Source organism: Azospirillum griseum (genome assembly GCF_003966125.1).
In the GTDB taxonomy this organism is placed as follows: Bacteria; Pseudomonadota; Alphaproteobacteria; order Azospirillales; family Azospirillaceae; genus Azospirillum; species Azospirillum griseum.
Map to the genome: position 1 here is coordinate 396,741 of NZ_RXMA01000001.1, position 15,531 is coordinate 412,271.

Here is a 15,531-nt window from a genome sequence, read left to right on the forward strand (position 1 = left end):
CAAACGTGAAGAGGACACCCACCATGTCGATTGCACGCTGGACCCGCCGCACGCTTCTGCAACGGACGGCCTTTGCGGGCGTGGCACTGGCGGCGGCGCTGGCCGTCGGCCCGCAGCCCGTCGCGGCGCAAACGCTGGACAAGGCGTCGGTCGGCGTGCTGGCGCTGTCCTCCTCCGGCCCGATCTTCATCGCCAAGGCCAAGGGTTATTTCGAGCGCGAGGGGCTGGACGTCACCCTGTCCACCTTCACCTCGGCCCAGCAGGTGCCGGTGGCGGTCGCCTCCGGCGATGTGGATTTCGGCGTCACCGGCCTGACGGCGGGCTTCTACAATCTGGCCGCCAAGGGGGCGATCACCATGATCGCCGCGCAAAGCCGCGACGAGCCGGGCTTTCCCCTCAGCGCCTATGTGGCGACCAACGCCGCCCACGCCGCCGGGTTGGCCAAGCCATCGGACCTGAAGGGCAAGCGCATCGCCATCACCACGGTGGGGTCCACCTTCCATTACATGATCGGCATCCTGGGCCAGAAATACGGCTTCACGGTCAAGGACGTGACCATGGTCCCGCTGCAGGACGTGCCGAAGATGGTCGCCGCCTTCAAGGGCGGTCAGGTGGACGCCATCCTGGCCCCCTCCACCGTCGCCCGCCAGTTGGTGGCCGACGGGGCCGGTCAGATCCTGGGCTGGGCCGGGGATGAAACGCCCTGGCAATTGGGCGCGCTGTTCACCGGGCCGAAGACGATCCAGACCCGCCGCCCGGTGGTCGAAAAATTCGTCCGCGCCTACAAGACGGCGTTGGCCGAATACCACGCCGCTTTCAACGTCAAGGACGCCTCCGGCGCGTTGGTGAAGGGGCCGGGCTATGACGCGCTGCTGACCATCATCGCCGACGCGACCAAGCAGAAGCCGGAGATCGTCGCCGCCGGTCTGCCCTATGTCGATCCCAACGCCCGCCTGCTGATCGACGACGTCGTCAACCAGGTCCGCTTCTGGCAATCGGAAGGCCAGGTCGACAAGGCGCTGGATCCCAAATCCATCCTGGATCTGAGCTTCATCGGCCAATAAGGCACCCGCACGCGCCGTTCCCCCGCCCGCGCGGGGGAGCGGGCGTCAGCGCCGCCGGGCGTACACCTTGGGTTGGGCGAAGTTCAGATGGTCGAGCAGCTCCTTGCTGACGCAGCCATCGACCGGCAGCTTGGCCGCGCGCTGGTAGGCGCGGATGGCCGAACCGGTCTGCCCGCCCGCCTTGCCATCGACCTTGCCCGCCTTGAACCCATGCTCGTTCAGCGCCTCCTGCACCCCAGCGACGTAGGTCTTGAACATCTCCGGCGGCATCGCCCCGGCCCCGCAGGACGCGGCGAACGCGGACGAGGGCAGCGCCGCAACGGACGCAACCGCCAGCAGGGCGGCGAGGAACGGACGGATCATAAGGGCACACTCCCGGTAAGAACGGACCTGGGACGATCAACGTAGCCGACGATCGTTCCATTCCCCAAAAAAGAAAAGCCCCCCTTCCGCTGGGAAAGAGGGGCTTTTCAATCTCAACCGGCGCAACCAGCCGCAAGAACCGTCACGCCGCAATGCGCCGCGCGGGACGGACGGCGGTCAGCCCTCCAGATCCTCGTCAAGCTGGCCCTTGATGCGCGACGCCAGGGCGGCTTCCAGGAACGGATCCAACGCGCCGTCCAAAACCGCCTGACTCTGCGAGGTTTCCACGTTCGTCCGCAGATCCTTCACCATCTGATAGGGGTGCAGGACGTAGGAGCGAATCTGATGGCCCCAGCCGATGTCGGTCTTGGTCGCTTCCAACGCGGCCGCCGCGTCTTCGCGGATCTTCAACTCCCGCTCGTACAGGCGGGCGCGCAGCATGTCCCACGCCTTGGCGCGGTTCTTGTGCTGGGACCGCTCTTGCTGGCAGCTCACCACGATGTTGGTGGGCAAGTGGGTGATGCGGACCGCCGAGTCGGTCTTGTTGATGTGCTGACCGCCAGCGCCCGACGCCCGATAGGTGTCGATGCGGCAATCCTTTTCGTTGATTTCGATGTCGATCTTGTCGTCGATGACCGGCGACACCGAAACGGCGGAAAAGCTGGTCTGCCGCCGCGCCTGGCTGTCGAACGGGCTGATGCGCACCAGACGGTGCACCCCGGCCTCGGTCTTCAGCCAGCCATAGGCGTTGTGGCCCTTGATCTGGATGGTGGCGGATTTGATGCCGGCCTCTTCACCGGCGCTTTCTTCCAGCCATTCGGTCTTGAAGCCGTGCTGTTCGGCCCAGCGCGTGTACATGCGCACCAGCATCAAGGCCCAATCCTGCGCCTCGGTGCCGCCAGCCCCGGCGTTGACTTCCAGATAGCAATCGTTGGCGTCGGCCTCGCCCGACAGCAGGCTTTCCAGCTGAAGCTTGGCCGCGCGCTCGCGCAGAGCGTAGAGCTGGGCCTCGGCGTCGGCGACCACCGTCGCGTCCTCTTCCATCTCGCCCATCTCGATCAGCTCCAGGCTGTCGGACAGGTCGCGTTCCAGCGCCCGATAGCCGGACACCGAGGTGTCAAGCTGGGTGCGTTCGCGCATGATGGTCTGGGCGCGGCTGGGGTCATCCCAAAGCTTGGGATCCTCCGCCAGATTGTTCAGTTCGTCGAGACGACGCAGCGCGTTGTCCCAGTCAAAGATGCCTCCTCAGCAGCGCCAGCGATTCTCTGATCTCGCCAGCGGCCGCTTCGATCTCGGCCCGCATGGCGGTGCCTCCTCGTGTGCCTAGAGTTGATGGGATGTCGGGTGCATGTGTAGCGGCTTGACCGCGCCCATGCACCCTCTTTTCGCCAGTGGGTCAGCCCACCGTCGTCAGTACAGGCCGCCGGTCCCCTGCACCGCCGCCGCCGGGGCGGCCCCCGCCGACGCGTCGGCGGCAGGATCGCCGACGATGGTCGGGGTGGCGTTGGCCGAGCCGTCGAGCACGGTTTGCGGACGGTCCGGGTTGGGTTCGGTGCCGGGGAGGAAGGCCTCCCAGATCGCCTTGCGGTCGCCGGGCTGGGCCAACTGGCCGTTCGCCGGGTTGACGCGGACCAGACGCAGACCCGGCGGCACGCGGAAGGGGGTGGCCGGTTTGTCCTTCAGCGCGTCGGCCATAACCTCCTTGAACACCGGAACCGCCGCCGACCCGCCGGTTTCGCTGCCGCCCAGCGAGCGCGGCTGATCGAAGCCGATGTAGGTGCCGACCACCAGATCGGGCGAGAAGCCGACGAACCACGCGTCGTTGCTGTCGTTGGTGGTCCCGGTCTTGCCCGCCAGCGGCTTGCCCAGCGACAGCAGCGCCGTGGCCGTGCCGCGTTGCACCACGCCTTCCATGATCGAGACGATCTGATAGGCGGTGCGCGGGTCGTTGATCTGCTCGCGGGTGTCGGGCAGCGCCGGGGGCAACATCCCGTCGCGCCAGCCCGGCGCGGCGCAAGTCGCGCAGGGGCGGCCGTCGTGACGGAAAATCGTCTTGCCGTTGCGGTCCTGGATGCGGTCGATGAAGGTCGGCGTCACCCGCTTGCCGCCGTTGGCGAGCATCGCGTAGGCGGTGGACATCCGCAGCACCGTGGTTTCCCCCGCCCCCAGCGCCATCGGCAGATAGGGGTGGAGGTTGTCGACGACGCCGAATTTCTCGACCAGCGCCTTCACCTTGTCCATGCCGATGTGCTGGGCCAGCCGGACGGTCATGACGTTGCGCGATTTTTCGATGCCGACGCGCAGCGGCGTCGGGCCATAGAACTGGCCGCTGTAGTTTTCCGGCCGCCAGATCGGTTGCCCGCCGCCGGGGTTGTATTCGAACGGCGCGTCCATCACCAGGGTGGACGGGGTCAGCCCCTGGTTCAACGCGGTCAGATAGACGAAGGGCTTGAACGACGAACCGGGCTGCCGCATCGCCTGGGTGGCGCGGTTGAACACGCTCATGTGCGGGGAAAAGCCGCCGACCATCGCCAGCACGCGCCCGGTGTGGGGATCGAGGGCGACCAGACCGCCTTGCACCGTCGGGATCTGGCGCAGCGCAAAATAGCTGCCGGGCGGCAGATCCTTGCCCTTCTCATCCTTGCCGTTGGTCGGTTCCACCAGCAGCAGATCGCCGAGCTTGGCGACGTCGGACGGCTTGCGCACCGCCGGGCCGAGCGTGTCGTCGTCCTTGTAGGCGCGCGCCCAACGCAGTTCGGTCAGCGGGATCTTGCCGCGCGTGCCGTCGGCCAGCCCGATGTCCAGCCCATCGGCCAGATCGTCTTTCAGCACGACCGCAAGCTTCCACCCATCGCTGCCGGCGGGCGGGGCGATGGCGGCGAGCTTCTTCGGCCAGCCATCGAAATTGTCCATCTTGCCGACCGGGCCGCGCCAGCCATGGCGGCGGTCATAGGCCACCAGCCCGTCGCGCAACGCCTTGGTCGCCACCGCCTGGAGGCGCGGATCCATGGAGGAGCGCACCGACAGCCCACCCTCGTACAGCGCCTGCTCGCCGTAGAGCTTGACCAGTTCGCGCCGGACCTCCTCGGCGAAATACTCCGCCGTCACAGTCTCCTGTTCGTCGCGCTTGCGCACGACCAGCGGCTTGGCCTGGGCGGCGCGCGCCTCTTCCGCCGTGATGTAACCGTCATCGGCCATGCGACCGATCACCCAGTTGCGGCGGGCGACGGCGGCGTCGCGCTGGCGTTCGGGGTGATAGTTGCTGGGGGCCTTGGGCAGCGCCGCCAGATAGGCGACCTCCTCGATCTCCAGTTCGTCCAACGCCTTGTTGAAGTAATTCAGCGCCGCCGCCGCCACGCCGTAGGACCGGAAGCCGAGGAAAATCTCGTTGAGATACAGCTCCATGATGCGGTCCTTGGTGAAGGCCCGCTCGATGCGGACCGCCAGGATCGCTTCCTTGATCTTGCGGGCGAAGGACACCTCGTTGGTCAGCAGCATGTTCTTGGCGACCTGCTGCGTGATCGTGCTGGCCCCGACCGGACGGCGGTCGCGCCCCAGATTTTCCACGTTCATCAGCACGGCGCGGATGATGCCGGTGGGGTCGACGCCCTTGTGGTCGTAGAAATTCTTGTCTTCGGCCGACATGAACGCGTTGATGACCCGGCGGGGCATCGCGTCCATCGGCACGAAGATCCGGCGTTCGGAGGCGAATTCTGCCATCAACCGCCCGTCACCGGCGTGGACGCGGGTCGTCACCGGCGGCTGATAATTGGCCAGCTTGGTGTAATCCGGCAAATCCTGGTTGTAATGGTCCAGCAGGAACACCAAACCGCCCGCCCCGGCCAGGGCCAGCAGAACCACACTCATCAGCAAGGACAGAAGAAGGCGCATGACCATTCCCGAGAAGACCAGCGAGGACCGGCGTCCCCCAACGACAAAACGGGCGCTCGCGCACCGCGATTGGCCCAAAGACCACCGCAGCCCGCCAGAAGCACCCGGAAACACCGCATCCTAACACCAAGCGGCCCCACCGCGCGCCCCTCATCCCGACATGTCAGGACAATGTGTCACGCAGAGGGCAGGACCAGCGCCGTCACAGACATCACACAGGCACAGCGTCCGCGAACGCGCGCCGTCAACCGCCCTTCGCCCCGCTCAACCATCGGAAATAGGCGTCGATGGTGCGGGCCAGGGCGCGGCCCAGCTTTTCGCGGTGGTCGGCGGTGGTCAGCAGGTTGGCGTCCTGACGGCTGGACAGATAGCCCATTTCGATCAGGGCCGACGGCACGTCCGGCGCGGTCAGCACGGCGAAGCCGGCCTGACGGTGCGGTTTGCTCGGGATCAGCGTCACCTCGCGCCCCAGATGCTCCAGGGCGATTTTGGCGAAGCGCTTGGAATGGTTCATCGTGTCGCGCTGGGCCAGATCGATCAGGATGCCCGCCACCAGATCGTCCTTGCCCGACAGATCGGCCCCGGCGATGGAATCGGCGCGGTTTTCCTTCGCCGCCAGCATTTCGGCCTCGCGGTCGGACGCCTTGTCGGACAGGGTGTAGATCGACAGGCCACGCATCTCGCCGCTGCCGATGCTGTCGGCGTGCAGCGACAGGAACAGGCTGGCGTCGGCCTCGCGCGCCATGGCCACACGGTCACGCAGGCGGATGAAGACATCCCGGTCGCGGGTCAGCTTCACCCGGTAGCGGCCGGTCGCCTCCAACTGGCGCTTGGCCTCGCGGGCGGCGGCCAGCGTGATGTCCTTTTCGTGCAGACCGCCCACACCGATGGCCCCCGGATCGGGACCGCCATGGCCGGGATCGAGCACGATCAACGGCTTTTCCACCTCCGGCACCGGTTTGGCCGAGGGAACGGGGGCGGAGGGAACCGGCAGGGTCATGCGGGGCGCGCCCGTGGGCAAACCGACGGGCAGCAGTTGCGCGGGCGGGGGCTGCACGGGCGGGGGCGGATCGGCGGGCGGGCTTGGCGCGGCCTCCGCCTCCCCCACCGCCGCGCGCGCGGTGGATTCGGTGTTGCGTGTGCCCTCGCCCCGCTCCGGGGTCCGTTTGGGCGCGGCGGGAGCGGCGGCGGCCAGGCGCTGGAATTCGATGGGCGATGCCCGTTCCAGGTCCAAAACGAGCCTGGATTGATGCCCCTCACGCGGGGGGATCATGTAGGCTTCGCGCAGCTTGGCCGGACCAACCGTTTCAAAGGTCAAACGAAGCGAACCAGGGGTGGGCGACGAGTAACGATAACGGGCGACGATGCCCTTCCCCTCCACCGGCAGGCCGCCCCCCGTCCAGGCCAGATCGGGCAGATCGACGATGACTCGGTAGGGGTTGGCCGCCAGCGACACGGTGAAGGGCACGGACTCGCTGAGTTCCAGCACAAAGCGCGTCTTGTCCGGGTGCAGCCCCAGCCGGGCGTCCACGACCGCCGCCTTGGCCGTCGGCGGCGGGGACGGCAACAACGCCGTTGTTTGCGCCCAGGCCGGACCGCCCACAAAGCCACCGCCGCCGATCAGCCAGCCCCACGCCGCCGCCAACAGCGCAGCGCCCACGGCGCGCACGCCCAGGCTGCGCCGCCAGCGGGTGGCGAAACGGACAGGGGACGGAAAGGGCATGACCTCCACACGGCACCGGGGAAAAGGCTGGGGAACCGCTTGACCTTGGCCCAGCTATAAACACCCCGCCCGGCATCCTCAACGCGAAGCTTGGGACATCTCCGGGAATTTCGCCCCGGGGTGCCGTTCGTGCAACACCGCGCCCCGCGACTCGAGACCGCGCCCCTCCCGCCGAAACGTCATATTTCCGCGTTGTGCCGGGCGGATCTCTTGTCTATGGTATCGCTGCGACAAACCGCAATTCGCCAGTTCCTCAAACCGGCGGCGTTTCGGTCGTGCAACGGCCCCGCCTTTGCCCGATCCGTGCCCAATTTTGAGGAGGCTGCGGCGTGATCCGCGTCCACAGACCCCCGGTCGGCACACAGACCGTCGGTCTGTCGTCGGGTGACGCGTTCGGATGCGCGGTTGAGAGGACGAAACCTCGAAGCTGGCGTCGGCCGCAAGGCCGTTGCCCGGTGCCTGTCGACCGGCCCGTCCTGGCTGCTTTTATCAGCGCCGTTCGACGGTGGCGGTCCCTGCGCCGCACGCTTCGCCCACAACAGACGATGCCTCCAGGCGACCCTGTCGGTCGCGCGGGTCAGCCGGGATCGCGTCGTTGAGGAACGTGTATGGCCAAGCGCATGCTGGTGGATGCCACGCACCCGGAAGAAACCCGGGTCGCGGTGGTGAATGGAAATCGGTTGGAAGAACTCGACTTTGAGATCGCCAGCCGCAAACAACTGAAGGGCAACATCTACCTCGCGAAAGTCACGCGGGTTGAGCCTTCCCTCCAGGCGGCCTTTGTGGAGTATGGCGGCAATCGCCATGGCTTCCTCGCCTTCTCGGAAATCCATCCCGATTATTACCGCATCCCGGTCGCCGACCGCGAAGCGCTGCTGGCCGAAGAGCGCCGCCTGGAAGAACAGGCCGAGGCGCGGGCCGAGGCCGCCGCCGATGGCGCGGTGATGGCCGAGCCGGTGCGCCCGGAAACGGTGGTGGATGAATCCTCGCCGATGCCCAGCCCCATCGCGCCGGAATCGGGCGACAACGACGCCCTTCAGGCCGAAGGCAGCGACGACGTGGCCCCGCCGGAAAACCCCGACGTCGTCGGCGGCGATGAAGAGGAAGAGGCCGAGGAGGCACAGCGCCGCCGCTCCCGCCCCCTGCGCAGCTACAAGATCCAGGAGGTGGTCAAGCGCCGCCAGGTGATGCTGGTGCAGGTGACGAAGGAGGAGCGCGGCAACAAGGGTGCGGCGCTGACGACCTATCTGTCGCTGCCGGGCCGTTACTGCGTGCTGATGCCCAACACCGGGCGCGGCGGCGGGATTTCCCGCAAGATCACCAACCCGGCGGACCGCAAGCGTCTGAAGGAAATCCTGTCCGATCTGGACATTCCCGATGGCATGGCGGTCATCCTGCGCACCGCCGGTCTGGAACGGTCCAAGCCGGAAATCAAGCGCGACCTGGAATATCTCCTGCGTCTGTGGGACGACATCCGCGAACAGACGCTGAAGTCGTCGGCCCCCTGCCTGATCTATGAGGAAGCCAACCTCATCAAGCGGTCGATCCGCGACCTCTATTCCGCCGACATCGACGAGATTTGGGTCGAGGGCGAGGCCGGCTTCCGCACCGCGCGGGAGTTCATGGGCATGCTGATGCCCGGCCACACCAAGCGCGTCCAGCTCTACCGCGACGACACGATCCCGCTGTTCCACCGCTATCAGGTGGAAACGCAGATCGACGCCATCCACAGCCCGGTGGTGCAGCTCCGCTCCGGCGGCTACATCGTCATCAACCCGACCGAGGCGCTGGTCTCCATCGACGTCAATTCCGGGAAATCCACCCGCGAACGCAACATCGAGGAAACCGCCTACAAGACCAATCTGGAGGCCGCCGACGAGGTGGCCCGCCAGCTGCGTCTGCGCGATCTGGCCGGTCTGATCGTCATCGACTTCATCGACATGGAAGAGGCGCGCAACAACGCCTCGGTCGAACGTCGGATGAAGGAGGCGATGAAGAACGACCGGGCGCGCATCCAGCTTGGCCGGATCTCCGCCTTCGGCCTGATGGAGCTGTCGCGCCAGCGTCTGCGCCCGTCGCTGCTGGAAACCAATTTCGAACGTTGCCCGCACTGCTCGGGCACCGGGGTCGTCCGTTCGGTCGAATCGGCGGCGCTGCACATCCTGCGCGCCATCGAAGAGGAAGGGATCCGCAAACGGTCGGCGGAGATCACCATCTACGTCCCGACGCAGGTGGCGCTCTACATCCTCAACCAGAAGCGCGCCGAACTGACCAAGATCGAGGAGCGTCATGGCTTCCACGTCATGGTCCAGGCCGACGACACGCTGATCACCCCCGATCACCGGCTGGAGCGCAACCGCGCCCGCCTGCCGGACGAGGATGGCCCGCTGGTCAGCGCCGACCGGGCGATGGCCGAAACCGACCGGGCGCTCGCCGCCGAGCCGGTTGAAGCGGTCGTCGAAGAGGTCGAGGCCGTTGAAACGGTGAACGCCGAGGATGAGGCCGAAGCGCCCGCCGCCGACGGCGGGGCCGAAAGCGCCGAATCCGCCGAGCGCCGCCGCCGCCGCCGCCGCCGTCGTGGCCGTGGCCGTGGCGAGCGTGAGGATGGCCGCGCCGAATCCGGTGCCGATGGCGAGGCCGAGGACGCCGACGGCGAGACCGACGGCACCGCCGAGGACGCCATCAGCGCGGACGCCCCGGCCCACAGCCCCGCCGCCCCCTCCACCGAGGATGGCGACGAGGATGAGGACGGCGACGACGCGTCGGGCGAGGACGCCAGCGACGAGGCGGGCGACCGCAACGGCGATGGCCGCAAGAAGCGCCGCCGTGGCAAGCGCGGTGGCCGCCGTCGGACCCGCCGCGATGGCCTGACCGAGGGCAGCGAGGAGGCGATCGCCGCCGACGCCGCCGCCGAGGCTTTGGCGGTTGAGGGGTCGGTGGTTGAGGCTCCGGTGGCCGAAACCCCTGTCGCCGCTCCGCTCGACACCGTCGAACTCGACCAGATCCTGGCCCCGGTGGATGCGCCGGTTCGCGAGGCTCCGGCGGTTGCGGCGGAGGTTGCGGCTCCGGTGGTGACGGACGCGGTCGAGGCGGTGGACGCCGCTCCGGCCAAGAAGGCCCCGGCCCGCAAGCGCAAGACCGCCGCCGACGCGCCGGTCGACGCCGCTCCGGCAACGGCCCCTGAGGCGGTTGAGGAGGCTCCGGCCCCCAAGGCCCGCCGCAAGGCCCCGGCCAAAGCCAAGGCCGACGAGGCTCCGGCCGCCGCCCCGGTGACGGAGGAGGCTCCGGCCAAGAAGGCCCCGGCCCGCAAGCGCAAGACCGCCGCCGACGCGCCGGTCGACGCCGCTCCGGCGGCGGTGGCCGCTGAGGTGGTTGAGGAGGCTCCGGCCCCCAAGAGCCGCCGCAAGGCCCCGGCCAAGGCCGCCGCAGCGCCGGTCGATGCGCCGGTGGCTGAGGAGGCTCCGGCCAAGAAGGCCCCGGCCCGCAAGCGCAAGACCGCCGCCGAAACGCCGGTCGACGCCGCTCCGGCGGTCGCCCCGGTCGAGACGGCTCCGGTTGCCGAGACGGCTCCGGTCGTCGAAGCGACCCCGGCGGTCGAGACGCCCGCCGCCAGCGCCGAGACGGAAAAGCCCCGTCGCGGCTGGTGGAAGCGCTGAACCGAACGGCGTAAGCCGCGTTGAGTGAGGAAAAGGCGCCGCAAGGCGCCTTTTCCGTTTCCCCCTCTCCCTCCCTTCTCTCCCTGCTGTCTGGGTCGATCATGAGCAAGGCTTTCACCCGCGAGAACGACGACGCCGAAGACGAGGAACTGGACGACCCCCAGCCCCTGCCCAAAGGGCTGAAAAACTACATGACCCCGCCCGGCTTCCAACGGATGCAGGAAGAGCTGCGCCATCTGCTGCGGGTGGAACGCCCGAAGGTGGTGGAGGTGGTGTCCTGGGCGGCGGGGAATGGCGACCGCTCCGAAAACGGTGACTATCTGTACGGCAAAAAGCGCCTGCGCGAGATCGACCGCCGCATCCGTTTTCTGAACAAGCGGCTGGAATCGGCCACCGTGGTCAACCTGCAGGACCAGAAGAACCGCGAACAGGTCTTCTTCGGCGCGACCGTGACCTACGCCCGCGAGGATGACACCGAAAACACCGTGACCATCGTCGGGGTGGACGAGGTCGATTCCGATCACGGCCACATCAGTTGGATTTCCCCCATCGCCCGCGCCCTGCTGAAGGCCCGCGAAGGCGACATGGTGGAGGTCCGCACCCCGGCAGGGGTGGAAAAGCTGGAGGTGCTGGAGATCCGTTACGCCGGGTGAGTCGGAAGCACGTTCATCACCGGGTCCATCCAGGACGTGGGCGGTGGGGATTTGACACCGATGAACACAGATTAGGGATGAACACAGACTTTTCCGCGCCTGGGTGAGCGCCGCCAATCCGGCAACGACCCATCACCGTTCATCGGTGTCCATCTGTGTTCATCTGTGTTCATCGGTGTCAAAAAATCCCTCACCTCATCGGCGCTTTACGATCCGAACGCCGGCCTAACGCTGACTCCACGCGATCAAGCGCCGGGCGGCTTCGGCGATGGTCTCTTCCGAACCGGCGAAGCTGAAGCGCAGGAAACGCCGACCGCGCGCCGGGTCGAAATCGATGCCCGGCGTGCAGGCGATCCCGGTCTCCTCCAGGATTTGCTTGGCCAGCGCCTCGCTGTCGTCGGTCATCGCCGACACGTCGGCGTAAATGTAGAAGGCACCGTCCGCCGGGGCGAAGTTGCTGAAACCGGCCTTCGGCAGTTCCTCCAGCAGCAGCGCGCGGTTGCGGGCGTAGCGGGCGATGTGCCCCTCCAGCTCGTCGGTGCTGGTGAAGGCCTCCACCGCCGCGATCTGGCTGATGGTGGGGGCGGAGATGAAGAGATTTTGCGCTAGACACTCGACCGAACGGATCAGGTCGTCCGGCACGATCATCCAGCCCAGCCGCCAGCCGGTCATCGAAAAATACTTCGAGAAGCTGTTGACCACCAACGCCTGCGGGTTGATCTCCGCCGCCGTCACCGCGTCGGTCCCATAGGTCAGGCCGTGGTAAATCTCATCCGACACCATGCGGACGCCGTTGGCCTGGCACCAATCCGACAGGGCGGTCAGCTCCTCCCGGCTCAGCATCGTGCCGGTCGGGTTGGCCGGGCTGGCAACGATCAGCCCCTGCACCGGCTCGTCCAGTTGCTCCAGCAGCGCGACGGTGGGCTGGAAGCGGTGCTCCGGCCCGGTCGGCAGCTCCACCGGGATCACCCCGGCGGCGGTCAGCGTGTGGCGATAGGCCGGGTAGCTGGGGGACGCCATCGCCACCCGGTCGCCCGGGTCGAAGGCGGCGAGAAAGCCCAACTGGAACGCGCCGGACGACCCGGTGGTGACGACCACCCGGCTTTCCGGCACGGCCACGCCGTAGCGGTCCTGATACCAGCGGGCGATGGCGGCGCGCAGCGGTGGAATGCCCAGCGCCCCGGTGTAGCCCAGCGGGTCGCTGCCCTGCATCAGCGCGGCGGCCTTGTCCAGCACCGCCCTGGGCGCGCCGGTGGAGGGTTGGCCGACCTCCATGTGCAGCACCTCGCCACCGGCGGCCTCGCGTTCGGCGGCGGCGCGCATCACTTCCATCACGAAAAAGGGCGGGATCGCGCCCCGTTTCGACACTTTCGGCGGAATCGTCATTCTCGTTCGTCTCTGCAAAAACCGATCAACGCTCGCGCACCGATTCGACGAGCACGGCCAGACCGTGGCCGCGCGAATCCGTGCCGGGCTGGCAATAGCGGATGCCGTCTTCGTTGGAGACCTGACAGGCCACCAGATTGACGCGCCCCGGCGCGCTGGCCGGACGGGTGTTCAGAAGAACGTCGCCCTTGACCCCGTCCAGCGCGGCGGGCAAGGCGGCGGTCAGCAGCGCCAGCGGTCCCGCCGCCGGGCCGTCGTCGCCGTTCGCCACCCCCACCCCGGCGAACAGGGTGCGCCCGACGATGGCGTTGGCCACCAGGGCGGGCGTGCCGAATCCGCCGCGCTCCACCCCCTGGGCCGCCAGCACACCGGTTCCGGCAATCGTCCGACCGGTGCCAAAGGGCGCGCCTTGGGTCAAGGCGCAGGCCACACCGTTTTCGTCACGGTCGATGACCATCAACCCAGCCCCGGCGGCGGAGGCACCTTGCCCGGTTGCACCAAGGGCGGAGGCGACGCGGGCCGCGCGCTGGGCGGGCGGCAAATCGGCCGCCGCGTTCCAGGCCTGGACCAGCGCCGCGCCCGATTCGGGCAGATCGGTGTCGGCCAGATGCAGCGACACCAGCCCCAACGGAACCGACCGCGTGCCGGTGACGCGCGGCTGATAGGCGCGCAGGGCCGCCGGGTCGACGCCCAAACCCTGGGCCAGCGTCGTCGCCAGCGGACCGGTGTAGAAGGCCCCGACGCCGTTGCGGCGCAGGACCGACAGCGTCCCCGACAGCTCCGGCTGGTTGATCGTGGCCCCCACCGCCGGAACGGCCCCGCCGGCCAGGAAATGCTTGCGGATCTCCGAATCCGCCGTCAGGCGGTTGCCGAAGGCGGCGAGATCCTGGGCGAAGGCGCGGCTGACGCCCGGCGAGAATTGGGCGAGCTGCTCGGCCGGGGAAATCACCTGCTCCCAGCGCTGCACACCCGCCAGCGCCTGCACGGCGTAGAGGCCGCGCGGCAAGGTCGGCAGGGTCACGCCGTTGGGTCCGGCCGGGCGTGGCAGGAAATCAACCGTCCGCGCTTCCTTCTTGGCGGCGTCGAACAGCACGCAGACACCGCCACCGGCCAGACCGACGCGCGAGGGCAGCGTCACGGTCATCGCCAGCGCCATGGCGACGGCGGCGTCGCCCGCCCGTCCGCCCTGATTCAGAACGTCGCGCCCGATGGAGGCGGCGCGTGGCTCGTCCGCTATGACAAAACTTTGCACCAGGGCGTCGGTCTTGAACTTGGTGTTGACGCAGCCGGTCAGCAGTGATGCAGCTATGGCGAGCGCGCCCACGCGGCGCCACATCAGCAGGGAAGACGCCGCGCCCGGTCGCGCGGAGGCCCGTTCATCAGAGCCGGAGGTCGTCACGGTGCGCAAGCCCAGCAGGCTGGTTTCGGTCGTCGCCATCATGTCCGTGTTGGTCGTGTCGCTGGTGGGGGGAGCGCCACCCGCACAGGCGCAGCGTCGGCCCGAGATGCAAATCCTCAGCGACGCCGAGACGGACCATATCATCCGCAAGATGGCCCGGCCAATCTTCCAGGCGGCGGGCATCGATCCGGAGGCCGTCACCATCCTGCTGGTCAACGATTCGACGCTGAACGCCTTCGTCGCCGGGGGACAGAACATCTTCCTCCACACCGGCCTGCTGCTGAGCATCGACGATGTCGGCCAGTTGCTGGGCGTCATCGCGCATGAAACCGGCCACATCTCCGGCGGGCATCTGGTGCGCGGGACCGGCGCGATGGAAAACGCGTTCCTGTCCTCGCTGGTCGGCATGGGGCTGGGCATCGCCGCCGGGGTGGCGGCGCGCAACAGCAACGCGGGCATCGCGGGCGTCATGCTGGGCCAGCATCTGGCCGAACGCAACTTCCTGGCCTTTTCCCGCACGCAAGAGGCGTCGGCCGATCAGGCCGGGCTGTCCTACATGGAGCACGCCGGGTTGTCCTCCGTCGGCATGCTGACCTTTCTGGAAAAGCTGGGGGTGGGTGAGCCGCTGTTGAACGACCGCGACGCTGGATACCGCCTGACCCACCCGTTGACGCGCGAACGCATCGAGGCGGTGCGCAACTTCATCGAAAAATCGCGCTTCACCAAGGTTCCCACCCCCGCCGCCGTGAACGAGGATTTCCGCCGCATCCAGGCCAAGCTGTCGGCCTATCTCGATCCGCTGGGCACGCTGCGCCGCTTCAAGGCCGACGACCGCAGCGTGGTCGCGCGCTATGGCCGCGCCTACGCCTATTTCCGCCAGGGCGACATCAAGCAGGCCGCGCCGCTGGTCGATGGCCTGATCGCCGAGGATCCGAAGAACCCCTATCTGCACGAGATGAAAGGCGATCTTCTGCTGCAAACCGGCCGGGCCGCCGACGCCGCCCCGCCCTACCGCAAGGCGGTGGAGTTGGCGGGAACCGAGGCGGGCGTCATCCGCGTCTCGCTGGCCCATGCCCTGTTGGAGCAGCGCGATCCCAAGCTGGCCGACGAGGCGCTGAAGAACCTGCAAATCGCCACCAAGACGCAAGGGCAATCGGCCTTCCTCTGGCGGCTGACGGCGCAGGCCTGGAGCATGAAGAACAACCCCGGCATGCTGGCCTACGCCACGGCGGAAGAGGCGCTGGCGCGCGGCGATCTGCCGATGGCCAAGGCCCAGGCCGAACGGGCGGAAAAGCTGCTGCCCGCCGGGTCGCCCGGCTGGCTGCGCGCCCAGGACATTCGCGGGCAGACGGGCGGTCTCGACAAACCAAAATAACCCGACGACCAAGGGAGCGGG

General features: G+C 67.9%; 10 protein-coding genes. 4 read left to right on the forward strand and 6 right to left on the reverse strand.

Annotation, left to right across the window (positions count from 1 at the left end; all coding sequences use genetic code 11):
- The first annotated feature begins 23 nt into the window (after positions 1 to 23).
- Positions 24 to 1,064 (forward strand): ABC transporter substrate-binding protein, encoded by a 1,041-nt coding sequence (locus EJ903_RS01975; RefSeq protein ID WP_126611564.1) that lies wholly within the window; start codon positions 24 to 26, stop codon positions 1,062 to 1,064.
- Between the two features lie 45 nt (positions 1,065 to 1,109).
- On the opposite strand, the gene EJ903_RS01980 is transcribed toward EJ903_RS01975, so the two are convergent.
- From EJ903_RS01980 to EJ903_RS01995, 4 genes are all read right to left on the reverse strand, one after another.
- Positions 1,110 to 1,427 (reverse strand): peptidoglycan-binding domain-containing protein, encoded by a 318-nt coding sequence (locus tag EJ903_RS01980; protein ID WP_126611566.1) that lies wholly within the window; start codon positions 1,425 to 1,427, stop codon positions 1,110 to 1,112.
- A 177-nt stretch (positions 1,428 to 1,604) separates the two neighbouring features.
- Positions 1,605 to 2,730, reverse strand: a protein-coding gene (prfB, locus tag EJ903_RS01985) for a peptide chain release factor 2 (protein ID WP_126611568.1) whose coding sequence is annotated in 2 segments (ribosomal slippage) — positions 1,605 to 2,660 and positions 2,662 to 2,730 — 1,125 coding nt in all. Because the reading frame shifts where the segments join, the coding sequence is not laid out codon by codon here.
- Between the two features lie 107 nt (positions 2,731 to 2,837).
- On the reverse strand, positions 2,838 to 5,318 hold the full coding sequence (locus EJ903_RS01990; protein WP_126611570.1) for a penicillin-binding protein 1A: 2,481 nt from the start codon (positions 5,316 to 5,318) through the stop codon (positions 2,838 to 2,840).
- 244 nt (positions 5,319 to 5,562) lie between these two features.
- The gene (locus EJ903_RS01995) at positions 5,563 to 7,041 is read right to left on the reverse strand and encodes an N-acetylmuramoyl-L-alanine amidase (protein ID WP_126611572.1); all 1,479 of its coding nucleotides are present in this window, start codon (positions 7,039 to 7,041) and stop codon (positions 5,563 to 5,565) included.
- A 608-nt stretch (positions 7,042 to 7,649) separates the two neighbouring features.
- Between EJ903_RS01995 and EJ903_RS02000 the strand changes: the two genes are divergently transcribed.
- Both EJ903_RS02000 and greB read left to right on the forward strand, forming a co-directional pair.
- A complete protein-coding gene (locus EJ903_RS02000; RefSeq protein WP_126611574.1) occupies positions 7,650 to 10,697 on the forward strand; it encodes an Rne/Rng family ribonuclease in 3,048 nt (1,015 codons plus the stop codon).
- Positions 10,698 to 10,798: 101 nt separating this feature from the next.
- Entirely contained in the window at positions 10,799 to 11,350 is a 552-nt protein-coding gene (gene greB / locus EJ903_RS02005; RefSeq protein ID WP_126611576.1) for a transcription elongation factor GreB, read from the forward strand.
- 225 nt (positions 11,351 to 11,575) lie between these two features.
- Here the strand turns inward: greB and EJ903_RS02010 are convergent, their stop codons facing one another.
- A complete protein-coding gene (locus EJ903_RS02010) occupies positions 11,576 to 12,736 on the reverse strand; it encodes a pyridoxal phosphate-dependent aminotransferase (protein ID WP_126611578.1) in 1,161 nt (386 codons plus the stop codon).
- A gap of 25 nt (positions 12,737 to 12,761) precedes the next feature.
- Positions 12,762 to 14,177: a gamma-glutamyltransferase gene (locus tag EJ903_RS02015; RefSeq protein WP_246015091.1), complete on the reverse strand. Its 1,416-nt coding sequence runs from the start codon at positions 14,175 to 14,177 to the stop codon at positions 12,762 to 12,764.
- On the opposite strand from EJ903_RS02015, the gene EJ903_RS02020 reads away from it, so the two are divergent.
- Positions 14,176 to 15,510 (forward strand): M48 family metalloprotease, encoded by a 1,335-nt coding sequence (locus tag EJ903_RS02020; RefSeq protein WP_246015093.1) that lies wholly within the window; start codon positions 14,176 to 14,178, stop codon positions 15,508 to 15,510. The two genes, EJ903_RS02015 and EJ903_RS02020, sit on opposite strands and share 2 nt — an antisense overlap.
- Positions 15,511 to 15,531 lie beyond the last annotated feature (21 nt).